We start from the raw sequence: 17,526 nt of genomic DNA, 5'->3' as shown, positions 1-17,526 counted from the left end.
GGAGGCGATGGCGTACGAGGGCAGGCCCCTTGTCCTTTCGCCCCGCTTGCGGGGAGAAGGTGACTCGTGGCAACGGTTTCACTCCCTGACGCCGGGAGGCGATGGTGTTCGAGGGGCAGGCCGCTTGTCCCTTCGCCCCGCTTGCGGGGAGAAGGTGGCCGGCAGGCCGGATGAGGGGCAAAGGCTACTTCTTCAGGCAGCGTTGCGCACGCCGCCGATCACGTTGACGAGTTCGTCGACGATGCGCTCGACCTGACCGCGGTCGTCGCCTTCCGCCATGACGCGGATCAGCGGTTCGGTGCCGGAGGGCCGGATGAGCAGCCGCCCGTTCTTGGCGAGCTGCGCCTCTGCTTCGGCGATCGCCTGCTGCACGGCCGCATCCTCCAGGGGCTTGCCGGCCGACACGCGAACGTTCTTCAGGACCTGCGGCACCGGCTCGAAACGACGGCAGATTTCGCTCACCGTCTTGCCCTGGCGCTTGACGACCGCGAGGATCTGCAGCGCCGCGACGAGGCCGTCGCCGGTCGTGCCGAAATCGGAAAGCACGATATGGCCCGATTGTTCGCCACCGACGTTCAGGCCGTCCTGACGCATCTGCTCGACGACGTAGCGGTCGCCCACCTTCGTGCGGTGAAGCTTGAGCCGGCGCGCCTGAAGGTAGCGTTCGAGGCCGAGATTCGACATGACTGTCGCGGCAATGCCGCCGCCCTTGAGCATGCCGTCTGCCGCCCAGCTGTCGGCGATGACCGCCATGAGCTGGTCCCCGTCGATGACCGCCCCCTCCTCGTCGACGATCAGAACACGGTCGGCGTCTCCGTCGAGCGCGATGCCGATATCCGCCCTCACCTCGTGCACCTTCTTCTGAAGCGCCGCCGGATGCGTCGATCCGCATTCGAGGTTGATGTTGACGCCGTTCGGTTCGGTCCCGATCGTAACGACTTCGGCGCCGAGTTCCCAAAGGGCGGAGGGCGCGACCTTGTAGGCGGCACCGTTTGCGCAGTCGATGGCGATCCGGAGACCTTTCAGCGTGACGTCGCGCGGCAGCGTCCGCTTGGCCTGCTCGATATAACGGTAGATGTCACCGTCGACGCGCTTGGCCCGGCCGATATCCTCCGGCTTGGCGAGCTGCCCGGACATGTCCTGCTCCAGCAGGTCCTCGATCTTTTGCTCGATGTCATCCGAAAGCTTGTAGCCGTCGGGTCCGAAGAGCTTGATGCCGTTGTCGCGAAACGCATTGTGCGAGGCGGAGATCATCACGCCGATATCGGCCCTCAGCGACCGCGTCAGCATGGCGACGCCTGGCGTCGGGATCGGGCCGAGCAGAAAGACGTCGAGCCCCGCCGCCGTGAAGCCCGCGACCATCGCGTTCTCGAGCATATAGCCGGAGAGGCGCGTATCCTTGCCGATCACCACCCGGTGTCGGTGAGCGCCGTTTCTGAAAATGGTTCCCACTGCAATGCCGACCCGCATGGCGAGGTCCGGCGTCATCGGAAATATATTGGACTGGCCGCGAATGCCGTCGGTGCCGAAATATCTGCGCTTCATAAAAACTCCATTGTCCTGCTTCGGCATCGTCTCTTGTGCCGGCCGCGTCTGCCTGCGTGTTCCGCTATTGTTTTTCATAGTTCCGCGACCCCGCCTGCAGATCTGCGCCATATTTGCCATAAAACCGCAATATACGGCACCGATCATAACATCAGAAATCATTACAGCGCGTTACAACTGGATCTTTCAACGCTTCGGCCGGGTCGCCTGAAGCATGAACGCAAAACCGGCGCGCACCACTGCTTCATTGAAACCGTGAGCATCCAAAAAATGCCGCCGCCCCTTCCGGAGCGGCGGCATTTGATTTGCGCATGTGTAGGAACCTACTGCGGCTGCGGTTCGAACCCGCCTTCAGGCTCTTCGCCCTTCGTGCCGGCTTCCTTCTTCGTACCGGCCGAAGGCACTGCGGAGCCGCGATGCGGCGGTGTATCGTCCCCAAGATCGCGCGCCGGCTTCTCGCCGCGGATCAGAGCCTTGATCTCGTCGCCGGTCAGCGTCTCGTATTCGAGCAAGCCTTCCGCGAGAGCCACGAATTCATGGTTCTTTTCGACGAGGATGCGGCGTGCCGTCTCATAGGCCTCGTCGATCAGCCGGCGGATTTCGTTGTCGATTTTCTGCGCGGTCGATTCCGAAACGTTCTTCTGCTGCGCGACGGAATGGCCGAGGAAAACCTCCTGCTGATTCTCGCCATAGGCGACCTGTCCGAGCTGGTCGGAGAAGCCCCACTGCGTCACCATCGCCCGGGCAAGCTTCGTCGCCTGCTCGATATCGGAGGATGCGCCCGAGGTGATGTTCTCCTTGCCGAAGGTCAGTTCCTCGGCAACGCGTCCGCCCATCATGATGGCGAGACGCGAGATCATCCACTTGTAGCTCATCGAGTAGCGGTCGCCCTCGGGCAGCTGCATCACCATGCCGAGCGCACGGCCCCGGGGAATGATCGTCGCCTTGTGCAACGGATCGGCCGAGGGGACGTTGAGCGCAAGGATCGCATGGCCCGCCTCGTGATAGGCGGTCAGCTTCTTCTCGGCTTCGGTCATGGCCGAGGAGCGGCGCTCGGCGCCCATCATGATCTTGTCCTTGGCGTCCTCGAACTCCTGCATGGTAACGAGACGCTTGTTGCGCCGCGCCGCCATCAGCGCCGATTCGTTGACGAGATTCATGAGATCGGCGCCCGAGAAGCCCGGCGTGCCGCGCGCCAGCACCTTGAGGTCCACGTTCGGTGCGAGCGGCACGTTGCGGACATGCACCTTCAGGATCCGCTCGCGGCCGTTGATGTCCGGGTTCGGCACGACGACCTGGCGGTCGAAGCGGCCCGGACGCAGCAGCGCCGGGTCGAGCACGTCCGGCCGGTTCGTCGCGGCGATGAGGATGATGCCCTCGTTCGCCTCGAAGCCGTCCATCTCGACCAGCAGCTGGTTCAGCGTCTGCTCGCGCTCGTCGTTGCCGCCGCCAAGACCGGCGCCGCGATGACGGCCAACCGCATCGATTTCGTCGATGAAGATGATGCAGGGCGCGTTCTTCTTCGCCTGCTCGAACATGTCGCGGACGCGCGATGCGCCGACACCGACGAACATTTCGACGAAGTCCGAACCCGAGATCGTGAAGAAGGGCACGTTCGCCTCACCGGCCACCGAGCGGGCAAGCAGCGTCTTACCGGTGCCGGGCGGTCCGACCAGCAGCACGCCGCGCGGGATGCGGCCACCGAGACGCTGGAACTTCTGCGGGTCGCGCAGGAATTCGACGATTTCCTCCAGGTCCTGCTTCGCCTCGTCGACACCAGCGACGTCGTCGAAGGTCACGCGGCCATGCGCTTCCGTCAAAAGCTTTGCCTTGGACTTTCCGAAACCCATCGCGCCGCGCGAGCCGCCTTGCATCTGCCGCATGAAGAACAGCCAGACGCCGAGGATCAGGAGCATCGGCAACAGCGTTCCGATATAGCTGAGGAAGCCCGACGAGCCGTCCGTCTCCGGCCGAACCGTGACCGTGACGTCCTTGGCTTCCAGCCGCTCCGTCAGCGCCGTGTCGACGGCGGGCGCATAGGTCTGGAAGGTCGCCCCGCTCTCGGTGTAGCTGCCGATCACCTTCGAACCGGTGATCACCACGTCCTTCACGCGGCTCGCGTCGACGTCCTTGAGGAACTGCGAGAATGGAATTTCACGCGAGCCTGCTCGTTCGGTCGGCTGCTGGAACATGCTGAATAGCGCTATCAGGAGAAGCGCTATGATTGCCCAAAGGGCAAAATTTCGAAAATTAGGGTTCATCGAACTCCCCGGAACCTGTCGCAGCCCGCGCATTTGCCGGACTGTATTCTTGTCCCTAACATAGGTGTCCGGGGTGACCTTGCCAAGGAAAACCGCCGGTTACGTTTCCATTTCTATCAAAACATCGTGCACCGGCGGCGCGGGGTATCGATCACGCCCAAACGACACGGCGACCGCATCCGCCATGATCCTGTCGAAACCCGGCAAAAAGGTGTCGTAAAGCCCGATGTGGTACTCGACTTGCGCCGGAGCCTCGCCGAAGGCGAGCCCCGCGCCGTCCGTCGACGCGATTTCTGGTGCCACCGTGGACCCCCGCTTGGCAATCCCCGCCGGCAGCCCTGCGTCAATAAGCCTCTTGGTCCACAACCTCCCCGAAGCGTCCGCGGCGACCGTAACCGCAGGCCCGCGGCTCTTTACCGTGAACCGCCCATCCCAAGCGCCCTGCCGGCCCGGTCCAACGGCGAGCACCGGCAGGTTGCGCGCCTCTCGATAGAGATAGAGACCGCTTGCTCGCCGGTCGAAGACGACCCGTCCCGCCGTCATGCGGCCAGGCTCACCCGATCGCAGGAACTGCGAAAGCCGCTGCACCGTGGCGAAAGCGGGCATGTGCTCGCGCCCGCCGAGAACCGACGCGACCGTCAGGAGCGCACGGCGCCAGTCCGGATCGTCGATCTCCCCGGCATGCCGCGCCGAGACCTCCGCGACGAGCGCCTCGTGAACGCGGATACGCTTCTCGATCAGGGCGGCGGCTCTGGCGGAAGAGGCGGCGCGCTGGCGCCCGTTGCCCAAGGGCGTCGGCATCCCTCCGGATGTCGCTATACGGGCACGCACCCGGACCCGCTCGAAGGCGGGGTTTGCATTGCTCGGATCGTCGATCCAGGAGACGCCGCGTGCCTGGAGAAAGCTGCGGATCTCGGCGCGCGCCAAGCCGAGAAACGGCCGCAACACCCAGATACGCCGTCCGTATAACATGGACGCGGCCATGCCGGCGCCGCCATGCCCCTCGCCCTGCCCGTCTCCGGCACCATCACCCTTGCCGCGGGCAATGCGCATGGCGACGGTCTCCTGCTGGTCGTCGCGGGTATGGCCGATCGCGATGCAATCGGCGCCGAGCGCGTCGGCGGCCTCGGCCAGCAATTCGTAGCGCTTGTTTCGAGCCGCCGCCTGAATGCCGGTCGACGGCTTCGCGCCCTCCCAGCGGCAGATACGGTGGGCAATGCCGAGCGCAGCACAAAAGGCCGCCACATCTTCGGCTTCACAAGCCGACTGCGGCCTCAGCGCATGGTCGACAGTGCAGGCGGCAAGGGAAAATCCGCGTCGCTCATCTGCGGCGATCGCCGAATGCAGGGCTACAAGCAGCCCCATCGAGTCGCTGCCACCGGAGACGGCAACCAGGATCCTGCGGGGCGTGATAAAGGATCGGAGAAAATTTCGGGCCGTATCGAGGACGGCATGGGGCATCTGGGCCCGCCTCAGCAGCCGAAACGGCTCTGCTCGCTCGCCACCTTCGCCTTCACGGCGGGTGATGCTTTCGGATAGCGCTTGTTGACCTCGCGCAGCGTGGCGCAGGCGGTCTCCTTGTTGTCGAGGGCGCCGAGGGACATGCCGAGCTTCAAGAGCATTTCCGGAGCCTTCGGTGACTTGCCGTGGCTCTGATGCGCGTTGAGGAAGGTCTTGGCCGCGTCGCTGTACTTGCCTTGCGAATACTGTGCCTCGCCCATCCAGAAGCTCGCATCCGCCGCCTTGTCGCCGCTTGGAAAGGCATCGAGGTAATCGCGGAATTCCTGCTCTGCGATGCTGTAATCGCCGGAAAGCACGTGGCTGTAGCCTGCTTGGTAGAGATCGCCCGGATCGCTGAGAGACGCGGTCGCCTGTCCGCTGTCCGGCACGCTTCCCGGATTGTCGTTGAGGCCACCGCCCTGGGTCGCAAGCCCTGTATCGACGCCGGGCAGAGTGGCGTTGGCCCCGGGCTCTACGCCCGCCGTTGCCGAGACGGGGTTGCCGTTCTCGTCGAAAATGATCTGCCCCAGCGTCGCCGGCGCGGGCGCGGCGCCCGGCGCGTTGGGATCGACACCCGCCATATCGGCGCCGCCGGCAGCCGGAGCGCCCGACGGCCGGCTATCCGTCACCCCGGGGGTGACGGACGCCTGATCATTCGATTTCGGCGTTTCAAGCGCGCCGCTCTTCTTGGAGGAGGACCTGCCGTTTTCCAGATCCTGGAAGCGGAACTCGTTGTCCTCCTGGAACTTCCGGATCTGCTCCTGCATCTGCAGGAGCTGGAAGCTCATTTCCTCGATACGCCCATTGAGGGAGCGGATCTGTTCCTCGAGTTGACCGACCCGCGCAATATCGGGTGATTGCACCTTCATTACCGGAAGGTCGCCCTTGCTGCCGGCATCGGTCTGCGTCGTGCGGGCAAAGAGCCCGGAAAGCGGCATGGCATCTGCTGTAGAGCCGAGACCCGCAAGGGTCACGAGGCCAAGCAGTCCTGCCACGACAAATTTCTTCATTTCATTTGTCCTGTTCGTAACCGATTATCCCGCCCTGGATCGCGTTGCGCAGTACATTTGCCGATTCCGAGGCGGGGTGCCGCACAGTTTTCCAACTCCCGTGAAAAAGCAACGGAGTTCGGCCAAAGTGTGGTAAAAAAGAAAGGGCGGCCCGTAGACCGCCCCTCGAATTCACCTTCTATGCCGAATAATCAGCTGCCGGCGCCACCGAGCACGGTAACGGCGCGGCGGTTCTGCGACCAGCAGGAGATGTCGTCGCAGACGGCGACCGGCTTTTCCTTGCCGTAGGAGATCGTGCGCATGCGGTTTCCGGGGACGCCGCGGCTGACGAGATAGTCGCGGGTCGCGGCAGCACGGCGGGCGCCGAGCGCCAGGTTGTATTCGCGGGTGCCGCGCTCGTCGGCATGGCCTTCGATGGTGATTCCGTAGTTCGGATATTTTGCCAGCCACTGGGCTTGGCGGTCGAGCGTCGCCTGCGCGTCGGCACGGATCGACGTCGAATCCGTATCGAAGAAGATGCGGTCGCCGACGTTGACGGTGAAGTCCTGCTGCGAGCCCGGGGTCGCCGCGCCTGCGCCGAGACCGAGGCCGGCAGCATCGTTCGGCAGGTTCTTCTTCGAAGCGCAGCCAGCAAGGGCAAGCGTCATGACGAGCGCGATCATGACCGGATTGCGGGCGATGGTCTGCATGCGGCTTGCTGCCGGGGTGTCAATTCGGCTCATGGGCCGGGTCTCCTTGAGAAGTGTCAAATTCACGGTTGCCAGACTGTAACCGGAAGCGGTTAATTGCTTTTCAACGGATATGGTTAACAAATCGACAATGTGCGTCGGGGCGCCTGCTACACCAGCACTTTGCGGCGAGAAAGCGGCACATTCGCCTCATTCCCTGCCATAACTGTGGACGCGCGATCACGAAGAATTTCGGGCCGTATTGGCCCGAAATCTTTGAATCTCATCATTTCTCTCGATTGGGCTCGCGGCGGATGCCCTATTCCATCAGCGGCGACCAGGCCGGATCCGAGGCGAAGCCCTGCGTCTGGACAAGCTGCTCGTTATAGCCCGTCAGATCGATCGAATAGAGCTGCGGGCCGCCCGCACCGGCGTTCTGACGGAAAAACATCAGGACACGGCCGTTCGGCGCCCAGGTGGGGCCTTCATTGTGAAAGCCGGTGGTGAGAATGCGCTCGCCCGACCCGTCCGGCTTCATGACGCCGATCGAGAACTTCCCGCCCGACTGCTTGGTGAAGGCGATGAGGTCGCCGCGCGGAGACCAGACGGGCGTCGAATAGGAACCGTCGCCGAAGGAAATGCGCGTCTGGCCGGAGCCGTCGGCGCCCATGACGTAGAGCTGCTGCTTGCCGCCGCGGTCGCTTTCGAAGACGATCCGGCTGCCGTCCGGCGAATAGGAGGGAGAGGTGTCGATCGCCGCGGTGTTGGTGAGCCGCGTCGTCGTGCGCGAGCGCAGATCCATCGTATAGATGTTGGCGTTGCCTTCCTGCTGCAGGCTCATGATCACCCGCTGGCCATCCGGCGAGAAACGCGGGGCGAAGGTCATGCCCGGGAAATTGCCGACCACCTCGCGCTGCCCCGTTTCAAGCTGAAGCAGATAAACGCGCGGCTGCTGGTTCTCGAACGACATATAGGTGATTTCCTGACGGTTCGGCGAGAAGCGCGGCGTCAGCACGATGTCGTTGGAATTGGTGAGCGCCCGGGAATTGGCCCCGTCCTGGTCCATGATGGCGAGTTGGCGCTTGCGCGCATTCTTCGGCCCGCTTTCGGCGACGTAGACGATGCGCGTGTCGAAATACCCCTTCTCGCCGGTGATCCTCTCATAGATCGCGTCGGCAATGATGTGGGCGACCCGGCGCCAGTTCTCCGGCTGGGTGTAGAACTGCTGACCGAGCATCTGCTGGCCGGCAAAGGTATCCCAAAGGCGGAACTCCGCCTTCAGCCTGCCGTCGCCTTCCTGCGTGACGCGGCCGATGACGAGCGCCTGCGCGTTGATCACTTTCCAGTCCTCGAAACGCGGTGTGGCATCGGGATTGGAGATCTTCTCGATGAAGGCGCCCTTGTCGATCGGCGCGAAAAGCCCGGAGCGCTTTAGGTCGGCGGCAATCACGCCGGAGATCTTCTGGGCGAGTTCGCCCTGCAGGAAGTCCGTGATCGCGATCGGCAGCGGCTCGACGTTACCCTTGTTGATGTTGATCTCGACGAGCGCATTTGCCGGCGAGGCAATGAGCCCGCAGCCGGCGACCAGCACCATCAGGAGGCGGAAAAAATTGCGTCTCAGCATTTCCATAAAGCCTTTCAGCCTTTCGTGTTCCGAGCAGGATGAGGCGCAATATTCCGCCCACAACCGGCCCAACCTGTCTAGAGCATCGAGCTCGGGTCGAAGTTGACGACGACCTCGCTCCACGAATCGTATTTGTCGGCCGGCAGCCCCTTGAAGGGAACGGACTTCAGGATGGCCCGGCGTGCACCACCCATGAGTGCCCGCCGCGCCGCATCCGAGCCGCCGCTGGCTTCCACTTCCGGTTCGCCGATCAGGTCGCCGTTCGGGTCGAGCCGCATCGTCACCTTGATGCGGACATCCGCCGCGTCGGCCATTCCGGGAATGATCGACCAGTTGTTCTGGATCTGGCCGCGAAGCGCGTCCATTTCACTCTGCGAAAGCGTGTTGCCGCTCGTCGTCTTCTTGCCGCCGAGGGCCGCCTCCTCGGTCGAGCGCTTGGCGCCGCCGCCGGAGGATTCCTGCTTGTTGAGCAGCGCCGCGATCTCGTCGGCATTGAAGTCGCTCTCCTTCTGGGAGGACGCCTTCTTCTGCTCCTTCTTGACCTCTTCCTTCTTGCGCTCTGGCGTCTTGGCCGTCTGCGCGGGCTTTTCGACCTTGGGCTTCACCTGCGGCGTCGGCACCCTGTCCGGCAGAGCCTCGGCCTCGGGATTTTCCGCGGGCTGCTCTTCCGCCGGTGCCGGTTCCGGCTTCGTATCCGGCTTTACTTCCTGCTTGGGCTCGGGGAGTGCCGCCACTTCCGTCGCGGGCTCGGCGGCCGGCTTGGTCTCTTCGACCTTTTCGATCTCTTCCTTCACGGGATCGGGCGTCGGCGGGGCCTTTTCGGTCTTCTGCGGCGCTGCGGCCGACTCGTTCTCGACCGGCTTGACATTGGGCGTGGGCGGCGTCTTCAGGTCGACGTCGTTCTCGCCGACATTCTCGGCGTTCTCGACGGGCGTCGGCTTCTTGGTCGGAACGGGCGATGCCTTTTCCTTGGCCGGAGCCTTCTTGTCGCCCTGCTGGATCTGCGTGATCGACTCGACCGGCACGATGTCGACCGGCAGCGCCTCGACGTCCGCGACCTCGAAATCGGCCGGGCTGCCAAGCGACACCAGCGCCCAGGTCAGGACCAGGGCGTGGAGGACAGCAGATGTAGCGATACTGCCCTTCATTCGGACGATCACTTCTCTTGTTCTTGAAGCGTTACGAGACCCAGGTTCTTGAAGCCTGCCGCGGAGATGCGTGCCATCACCTTCATCACGGTGCCGTAGTCGGCATTGGTGTCGCCGCGCACATAGATGCGCTCATTGTAGCCGGTCGTGGCGATCGCCTCGAGCTTCGGGACGACCTCGTCGATCGCTATCGGCGTCTCCTGCAGGAAGATCTCGCCCGCCGGGTTGACCGAGACGGTGATCGGCTGCGTATCGGCGTTCATGGCCTTCGCCTGCGTTTCCGGCAGATCGATCGGCACGCCGACCGTCATCATCGGCGCAGCCACCATGAAGATGATGAGGAGAACCAGCATGACGTCGACGAGCGGCGTGACGTTGATCTCGCTGATCGCGCTTCTTCTGCCGCCGCGGCGGCGGCGCCCGCCGCCCGACCCCTTGGCTCCGCCAACTGCCATACCCATCAGCGTGGTCTCCGTGCTTTGAGGTCGTTATTGCGCGGCTTGGCGAGAAGGCTGCAGCTTCTCGTCGATCTGTCGCGACAGGATGGCGGAGAACTCGTCGGCAAAGGCTTCCATGCGTGCCGTCAGCTTGCCGGCATCGGCGGTGAACTTGTTGTAGGCGATAACGGCAGGAATGGCGGCGAGCAGACCGATGGCGGTCGCAAGCAGCGCTTCGGCGATACCGGGAGCAACGACGGCGAGGTTGGTGGACTTGGAACCGGCGATGGCCTGGAACGAGGTCATGATACCGACGACGGTGCCGAAAAGGCCGATGAAGGGGGCAGCCGAGCCGATCGTCGCCAGCGAGCCGAGCCTTGCCTCGAGCGCTTCGGATTCACGGGCGAGCGTCACGTCCATCGCGCGGTCGATCCGCATCTGCAGGCCGATCGGCGCGCGCGCGCCGCGCTCAAAGCTTTTCTTCCATTCGCGCATGGCCGAAACGAAGATCGCGCCCATTCCGCTCGTCTGCCTGTCCGAGAGGGTCCGATAGAGCTCCTCCAGCGACTGACCCGACCAGAATACCTGCTCGAAATTATCGAGCTGCCGGCGGACACGCCCGTAATTCAGGCTCTTGTCGACGACGATAGCCCAGGTCCAGACCGAGGCGGCGATGAGCCCCAGCATGACCAGCTTCACGACCAAGCCCGCTTGCATGAAGAGCGACCAGAGGGTCACGTCGCTCGTCGCGGCCAATCCAACCTGTTCCATCGATTTCAGTCCCCGAATCCAAACACCCGGCAGAGCAACTCATGCTCGTGACCGGGTCGCCCAAATGTCCTGCAGCAGGAATGCCCCGGTATTGCCACCGATCGCGGCATTGCGATCTACTCGCTTCAGCCTGCCTTCTTGCCGTCAATTTTGGTCAAAGGATGACGTGCACTGCACAAATCCTGATACACGGATTAAGACACCATTATGGTTAAGGGAGTATTACCGCGCGCGCAGTTCGAGTGAGCTTGCGCAATACGGAACTTCGCAGCAGGTCGCACGTTTCGGTGCCATGAGCCCCTGGTCCCCGAAACATATAGCCTTCCAGCCGAAATCGGGCTGACGATCCATGGCCGCTCGCAATGAACCGCTTTCCGAATATAACCGGCGCCGCGATTTCACGCGGACGAGCGAACCCAAGGGAGCGGTCGCTCGGCGCAGCGGGGACAACAGGATGCGGTTCCTGGTTCAGAAGCACGCTGCGACCCGCCTGCATTACGACTTCCGCCTGGAATGGGAGGGCGTGCTGAAGAGCTGGGCGGTCACACGCGGCCCGAGCCTCAACCCCGAAGACAAGCGCCTGGCCGTGCGTACCGAAGACCACCCGCTTGCCTATGGCGACTTCGAAGGAACGATACCGAAGGGAGAGTATGGCGGCGGTACCGTGATGCTCTGGGATACCGGCTGGTGGGAGCCGGAGGATGACCCGTCGAAAGCCCTGAAGAAGGGCAAGCTCTCCTTCAAGCTGCATGGCAGCCGAATGAAGGGCGGCTGGGCGCTGGTGCGCATGCGGCCACGCGAAGGCGAAAAGCGCGAGAACTGGCTGCTCGTCAAGGAAACGGACGATGTCGCCTCCGATGACGGCGAGAGCCTGATCAACGAGAACATCACCAGCATCGTTACCGGCCGGACGATGGAGGAGATCGCCGAAGGCAGGGGCGAGAAGCGGGCGCGGGTCTGGCATTCCAACAAAAGCATCTCGGCCAATCTCAAGGCCGGCGCGATCGCCGAAAACGGCAATGCAGGCAAGCGCGCGACGCGAAAAGCCTCCGGCAAGCTGCCCGCCTTCAAGGCACCGCAGCTGGCGACTCTGGTGACCAAGGTGCCCGCCGGCGACGCATGGCTGAACGAAGCCAAGTTCGACGGCTACCGTCTTGTCTGCGCCGTCGGTGCCGGCACCGTGCGCTGCTACACGCGCAACGGCCTCGACTGGACCGAGAAGTTCCCGGCAATTGCCGCCGCCCTTGCCGAACTCGACTGCCAGTCCGCTCTGATCGATGGCGAAGTGGTGGCGCTTTCGGAAGGCGGATCGACCTTCTCGGCCCTGCAGAAGGCGCTTAGAACGGGGGCCAGCACACGGCTTTACGCTTTCGATCTCATCGAGCTCGACGGCAAGGATCTGAGCCGGAAGCCGCTCGTGGAACGCAAGGAACGGCTCGAAGCGCTGCTCCAAACGCTCGGCGCCACCTCTACCGTACAATTCAGCGAGCATGTCCGCGGCAATGGCGAGCACGTGCTTTCCGCGATATGCAAGGCCGGCCAGGAGGGTATAATCGCCAAGGAGGCCGATGCCCCCTATCGCAGCGGGCGCAGCCGAAGCTGGCTCAAGGTGAAATGCACGAAGCGCCAGGAGTTCGTGATCGGTGGCTATACCCCGTCTTCAAAGAAGGGGCGTGCCTTCGCCTCGCTGCTCGTCGGGACCTTCGAAGGCGGGAAGCTGATCTACCGTGGCGGCGTCGGCACCGGTTTCAGCGGAAAGACAATGGAGGACCTCGCCGCGGCCTTCGCAAAGCGCAAGCGCGATACGTCGCCCTTCGACAGCGTGCCGCGAGAGAGAATGCGAAATTCGGTATGGCTTGAGCCGGACCTGGTGGCGGAGGTGGATTTCGCCGAATTCACGGCCGACGGACATGTCCGTCACGGTTCATTCGAGGGATTGCGCGAGGACAAGGAGGCCAGGGCCGTGAAACTGGAGACACCGAAGCCGGCAGAAGCGGAGCCGGAGACCGCCAAGAGCAAATCTTCCGCCAGGACGCGCAAGACCCCGCCTGTGCAGGGAGACGCCGATGTCCTCGGCATCCGCATCTCCCATCCGGACCGGGTGCTCTTCGAAGGCCAGGGCATCACCAAGATCGATCTCGCCCGCTATTACGCCGTTGTCGCCGAGAGGATGCTCCCCTTTGCCGCCGATCACCCCGTTTCGCTGGTGCGCTGCCCGCAGGGCGGCGAGCGGCACTGTTTCTTCCAGAAACACGCAAGCGACGGCTTTCCCGAGGCGATCCGGGAAGTGCCGATTACCGAGTCATCGGGCGACACCGAGAACTATATGTACATCCACGATGCCAAGGGCCTCGTCGCCGCCGTGCAGATGGGGACGCTCGAGTTTCACATCTGGGGTTCAAGCATCGACCGGCTGGAGAAACCCGACCGTCTGGTCTTCGATCTCGACCCCGATCCGAGCGTCGACTTCGAGACAGTCAAGGCGGCAGCCCTCAGGCTCCGCGACGAACTCGCCGAGATCGGCCTGAAAACAGTGCCCATGGTGACCGGCGGCAAGGGCGTCCACGTCATCGTTCCGCTCCGCCCCCATGCCGAATGGGAGGAGGCCAAAGGCTTCGCGAAAGCGCTCGCGCGATCTATCGCCGAGCGCGATCCGGACAATTTCGTCGCCACCATGTCGAAGGCGAAGCGCAAGGGAAAGATTTTCATAGACTGGCTGAGAAACGATCGCGGCGCCACGGCGATCGCGCCCTATTCCACCCGCGCGCGCTCCGGCGGACCGGTCGCCACACCGGTCGGCTGGGACGAACTCCAAGGCCTCGAAGCCGCCAACGGGTTTCAGATTCCGGACATTATCGAGCGGATCGAAGCCGGGACCGATCCGTGGCGGGAGATCGGCAAGATCAGTCAGTCGCTGACGAAGAAGATATTGAACTCGGTCGAATGAGCCGGCCGCTCACGCGGAAGCCGCTTGCGCAGCCAGGAATTTCGTTGCCAGTGCCTCCGGCAGACGCCGTGGCCGTCCCTGACCGTTGACGACCGCAATGATTACCTTGGCCGCGATCAGCAGCGCGTCGCCGCGCCTGATCTGCTGCTGCAGGATCATTTTTGCGCCGCCGGCCTTTTCGGTCGCGGTCTCGATAGTCAGGACGTCGTCCATGCGCGCCGGCGCCTTGAAGTCGATTTCCATACGGTGGACGACGAAGACGAGGCCTTCCACGTCGCCTTCGATCGCCAGCGACGCCTGCTCGACGCCGAGAAGCCGCAGATAGTCGGTCCGGGCGCGCTCCATGAAATGCAGATAGCGCGCATGGTAGACGACGCCGGAAAAATCGGTGTCCTCGTAATAGACCCGCTGGATCAGTCGGTGGCCGGTCTCGGTCAGCTCGCCGGCAAGCGAAATCAGTGACATGGCATTCTCCGGGAGGATTTATTGCGTTTTCCTGTGCAGGAACAAAAAGACATTTGCAAGCACTGCAGCTTTGTCACAATCCTATCCTATCAGGACCCTGTCCTCTTCCCGAGCAGGAGAATCGTGCATGAAGATTGCAGTCCTCGGCGGTGATGGTTTCGTCGGCTGGCCCACCGCCCTGCATTTGTCCGATGCGGGCCACGAGGTTCACATCCTCGACAATCTCTCCCGCCGCTGGATCGACACGGAACTCGGCGTTCAATCCCTGACGCCGATGGATTCCATCCAGGAGCGCACGCGCATCTGGCACGCGGAAACCGGCCGGCGTATTCACTTCAATCTGATCGATCTCGCCCGCGACTACGAACTCCTGAAGAACTGGCTGGCGGAGCATCGGCCCGATGCGGTCGTCCACTTCGCCGAGCAGCGGGCCGCCCCCTATTCGATGAAGAGCGACAGGCACAAGAACTACACGGTCAACAACAACGTCAACGCGACCCACAATCTCCTGAACGCACTGGTCGAACTCGAACTCGATGCCCATCTCGTGCATCTCGGTACGATGGGCGTTTACGGCTATTCCACGATCGGGGCGGCGATCCCTGAAGGCTACCTGCCCGTCGGCATCGAGACCATGGGCGAAGAGACGGTGAACCAGGAAATCCTCTATCCTTCCAATCCGGGCTCCGTCTATCACATGACCAAGTGCCTGGATCAGCTGCTCTTCCAGTTCTATGCGAAGAATGACGGCCTCAGGATCACCGATCTGCATCAGGGCATCGTCTGGGGCACGCATACGGAGCAGACGCGGCGTCATCCGCAGCTCATCAACCGCTTCGACTATGACGGGGATTACGGAACCGTCCTCAATCGTTTCCTGATCCAGGCAGCAATCGACTATCCGCTGACGGTTCACGGAACCGGCGGCCAGACGCGCGCCTTCATCCATATTCAGGACTCGGTGCGCTGCACCGAGCTCGCGCTCAGGAACCCGCCGGCGCGCGGCAGCCGCGTCGAGATATTCAACCAGATGACGGAAACGCATCGCATCCGCGATCTCGCCGAGATGGTCGCACGCATGACCGGCGCGAAAATCGCCTGGCTGCCCAATCCGCGCAAGGAAGCGGCCGAGAACGAACTCGTGGTGCGGAACGAGAAATTCCTCGCGCTCGGCCTCAATCCGGTTCGCCTCGAAGACGGGCTGCTTTCGGAGATCGTCGACGTGGCGAAGAAATTCGCCTATCGCGTCGATCGCTCGCGCGTGCCGGCGGTTTCCGCCTGGACGAAGGACATCGCCCCCTTGATCAACCACGATCCGGAGGGCAAGCGGCTGAAATCGGTTTCATGAGCCGCGTCTTCGCCAGTCCGGAGGGGCTCAGTCCCTCCTCCACGGTGACTGCGCGCCACGCTTTCGTGACGCTCGTCACCAACAGCGACTACGCGCTCGGTGCGCGGGCCCTGCTCAGATCGATCCGTCTCACCCGGACGCCCGCAGATATCGTCGTGCTCCATACCGGCGGGGTGGATGCCGCCTCCCTCGAGCCGCTGACCGAATTCGACTGCCGCCTGATCCAAACCGACCTGCTGCCGCTTTCGGACGAATTCAACGCCCGGCATCAGCGCCGCAACGTGCATGAGCAGGCACCCTTCACAAAAGGACGCAAGCCCGATTTCCATTCGCCGCTCGACAATTTCTGCAAGATAAGGCTGTGGCAACTCGTCGAATACGAACGCTGCATCTTCATCGATGCCGACGCGATCGTGTTGCGCAACATCGACAAGCTGTTCCTCTATCCGGAATTTGCCGCAGCGCCGAACGTCTATGAGAGTCTCGCGGACTTCCACCGCCTGAACTCCGGCGTCTTCGTCGCCGAGCCGGCAGTCGCGACCTTCGAGAAGATGCTCGCGGCCCTCGATGCGCCGGACGCCTTCTGGCCGCGCACGGACCAGACCTTTCTGCAAAGCTTCTTCCCCGATTGGCATGGCCTGCCGGTGACGATGAACATGCTGCAATATGTGTGGTTCAACCTGCCTGAGCTTTGGGACTGGCGCTCGATCGGGGTGCTCCATTACCAGTACGAAAAGCCGTGGGAGAAGGATCATCCGCGCGCGGATGCGCTGCGCCCGCTGATCGATCTCTGGCACGCTTTTCTGACCGGCGAGCAGATTCCCGATATTGCCGGTCTTCCCAATCCGCAAGCCGGCCTCACGTCGCCATGACCCGCGTTCTCGTCTCCGGCGGCACCGGATTCGTCGGCCGCTTCATCATCGAGCACCTGCTGGCAAACGGCTATGAGGTCACGGTCGGTGGGCGCTCTCCGCCGCCTGCCGGCTTTTATTCGCAACCCGTGTCCCATGTGCCGCTCCGTCTCGATGCGGATGCGGACCAGGCCGGCGCCTTCGACGATATCTATTATTTCGTCCATGCGGCTTTCGAGCATGTCGAGGGCAGATATCGCGGAGGCGAGGGTGACGATCCCACGAGTTTCCGCCGCGCCAATCTCGACGGCTCCGTTCGCCTTTTCGAGGAAGCGCGCGCCGCCGGCGTACGGCGCTGCGTTTTCCTGTCGAGCCGCGCCGTCTATGGCGAGACGGCGCCGCCGATTGTCGCTGAGACGTCACCTGTCGAGCCGGACACGTTCTACGGACAGGTAAAGCTCGCCACCGAGAACGCCTTGAAATCGATGACCGACCACAGTTTCGTCACGACGAGCCTGCGCGTCACCGGTGTCTACGGCCCCGCGGGCTCGGGACGAAAACACAAGTGGAGCGATCTCTTTTCCGATTACATTGCCGGCCGACCGGTGCCAAGGCGCATCGGCACGGAAGTCCACGGCGACGATGTCGCCCAGGCCGTCCGCCTCATGCTCGAAACCGAACCGGCGAGAATATCCGGTCAGGTGTTCAACGTCTCCGACGTGCTGACCGACAACCGCGAGATCCTCTCCTTTCTCCAGGCTGCAACCGGCTGCCCGCACCCTCTGCCGCCGGCAGCGGAAGCGGCAGCATTCAAGACGATGTCGACGGAGAAGCTGCGCGCGCTCGGCTGGGTGCCGGGCGGAAGGGAAAGACTGGCTGCGACGATCCGGGAGCTTGCCGTGCAAGCTGTGACCGTTGAACCAAGATTTCGCCCCTCACCCTAACCCTCTC

General features: G+C 63.2%; 14 protein-coding genes. 4 read left to right on the top strand and 10 right to left on the bottom strand.

Features of this window, described 5'->3' with window-relative positions:
- Positions 1-192 precede the first annotated feature (192 nt).
- The 9 genes from glmM to tolQ form a co-directional block, all read right to left on the bottom strand.
- On the bottom strand, positions 193-1,545 hold the full coding sequence (gene glmM, locus JOH52_RS09230; RefSeq protein ID WP_003527581.1) for a phosphoglucosamine mutase: 1,353 nt from the start codon (positions 1,543-1,545) through the stop codon (positions 193-195).
- Positions 1,546-1,868: 323 nt separating this feature from the next.
- On the bottom strand, positions 1,869-3,806 hold the full coding sequence (gene ftsH / locus JOH52_RS09225) for an ATP-dependent zinc metalloprotease FtsH (RefSeq protein WP_003527585.1): 1,938 nt from the start codon (positions 3,804-3,806) through the stop codon (positions 1,869-1,871).
- 99 nt (positions 3,807-3,905) lie between these two features.
- Positions 3,906-5,267 (bottom strand): tRNA lysidine(34) synthetase TilS, encoded by a 1,362-nt coding sequence (gene tilS / locus JOH52_RS09220; RefSeq protein WP_010970161.1) that lies wholly within the window; start codon positions 5,265-5,267, stop codon positions 3,906-3,908.
- Positions 5,268-5,278: 11 nt separating this feature from the next.
- Entirely contained in the window at positions 5,279-6,316 is a 1,038-nt protein-coding gene (gene ybgF / locus JOH52_RS09215; RefSeq protein ID WP_003527587.1) for a tol-pal system protein YbgF, read from the bottom strand.
- A gap of 191 nt (positions 6,317-6,507) precedes the next feature.
- Positions 6,508-7,038, bottom strand: a complete 531-nt coding sequence (gene pal, locus JOH52_RS09210) for a peptidoglycan-associated lipoprotein Pal (RefSeq protein WP_003527588.1) — start codon at positions 7,036-7,038, stop codon at positions 6,508-6,510.
- Positions 7,039-7,303: 265 nt separating this feature from the next.
- Positions 7,304-8,614: a Tol-Pal system beta propeller repeat protein TolB gene (gene tolB, locus JOH52_RS09205; protein ID WP_010970163.1), complete on the bottom strand. Its 1,311-nt coding sequence runs from the start codon at positions 8,612-8,614 to the stop codon at positions 7,304-7,306.
- A gap of 71 nt (positions 8,615-8,685) precedes the next feature.
- A complete protein-coding gene (locus JOH52_RS09200; protein WP_003527590.1) occupies positions 8,686-9,756 on the bottom strand; it encodes a hypothetical protein in 1,071 nt (356 codons plus the stop codon).
- A gap of 8 nt (positions 9,757-9,764) precedes the next feature.
- On the bottom strand, positions 9,765-10,217 hold the full coding sequence (tolR, locus tag JOH52_RS09195; RefSeq protein ID WP_003527592.1) for a protein TolR: 453 nt from the start codon (positions 10,215-10,217) through the stop codon (positions 9,765-9,767).
- Positions 10,218-10,244: 27 nt separating this feature from the next.
- Positions 10,245-10,964, bottom strand: a complete 720-nt coding sequence (gene tolQ, locus JOH52_RS09190) for a protein TolQ (RefSeq protein WP_003527594.1) — start codon at positions 10,962-10,964, stop codon at positions 10,245-10,247.
- A gap of 349 nt (positions 10,965-11,313) precedes the next feature.
- Between tolQ and ligD the strand changes: the two genes are divergently transcribed.
- On the top strand, positions 11,314-13,911 hold the full coding sequence (gene ligD / locus JOH52_RS09185) for a DNA ligase D (RefSeq protein WP_010970164.1): 2,598 nt from the start codon (positions 11,314-11,316) through the stop codon (positions 13,909-13,911).
- Between the two features lie 9 nt (positions 13,912-13,920).
- On the opposite strand, the gene ybgC is transcribed toward ligD, so the two are convergent.
- Positions 13,921-14,376, bottom strand: a complete 456-nt coding sequence (gene ybgC, locus JOH52_RS09180) for a tol-pal system-associated acyl-CoA thioesterase (RefSeq protein WP_014529892.1) — start codon at positions 14,374-14,376, stop codon at positions 13,921-13,923.
- 127 nt (positions 14,377-14,503) lie between these two features.
- Here ybgC and JOH52_RS09175 point away from each other — a divergent pair, with 127 nt between their 5' ends.
- Genes JOH52_RS09175 through JOH52_RS09165 form a run of 3 tightly spaced genes read left to right on the top strand, consistent with a single transcriptional unit; the run spans position 14,504 to position 17,519 of the window.
- Positions 14,504-15,724, top strand: a complete 1,221-nt coding sequence (locus tag JOH52_RS09175) for an NAD-dependent epimerase/dehydratase family protein (protein ID WP_014529893.1) — start codon at positions 14,504-14,506, stop codon at positions 15,722-15,724.
- On the top strand, positions 15,721-16,596 hold the full coding sequence (locus JOH52_RS09170) for a glycosyltransferase (RefSeq protein ID WP_010970166.1): 876 nt from the start codon (positions 15,721-15,723) through the stop codon (positions 16,594-16,596). The genes JOH52_RS09175 and JOH52_RS09170 overlap by 4 nt, the downstream gene beginning before the upstream one ends.
- Positions 16,593-17,519, top strand: coding sequence for an NAD-dependent epimerase/dehydratase family protein (locus tag JOH52_RS09165; protein ID WP_014529894.1), 927 nt, complete (start codon positions 16,593-16,595; stop codon positions 17,517-17,519). Before JOH52_RS09170 ends, JOH52_RS09165 begins: the two co-directional genes overlap by 4 nt.
- Positions 17,520-17,526: the final 7 nt, after the last annotated feature.

Origin of the sequence: Sinorhizobium meliloti (assembly GCF_017876815.1) — a bacterium.
Taxonomy (GTDB): Bacteria; Pseudomonadota; Alphaproteobacteria; order Rhizobiales; family Rhizobiaceae; genus Sinorhizobium; species Sinorhizobium meliloti.
This window is presented reverse-complemented; position numbering and strand designations above follow the sequence as displayed.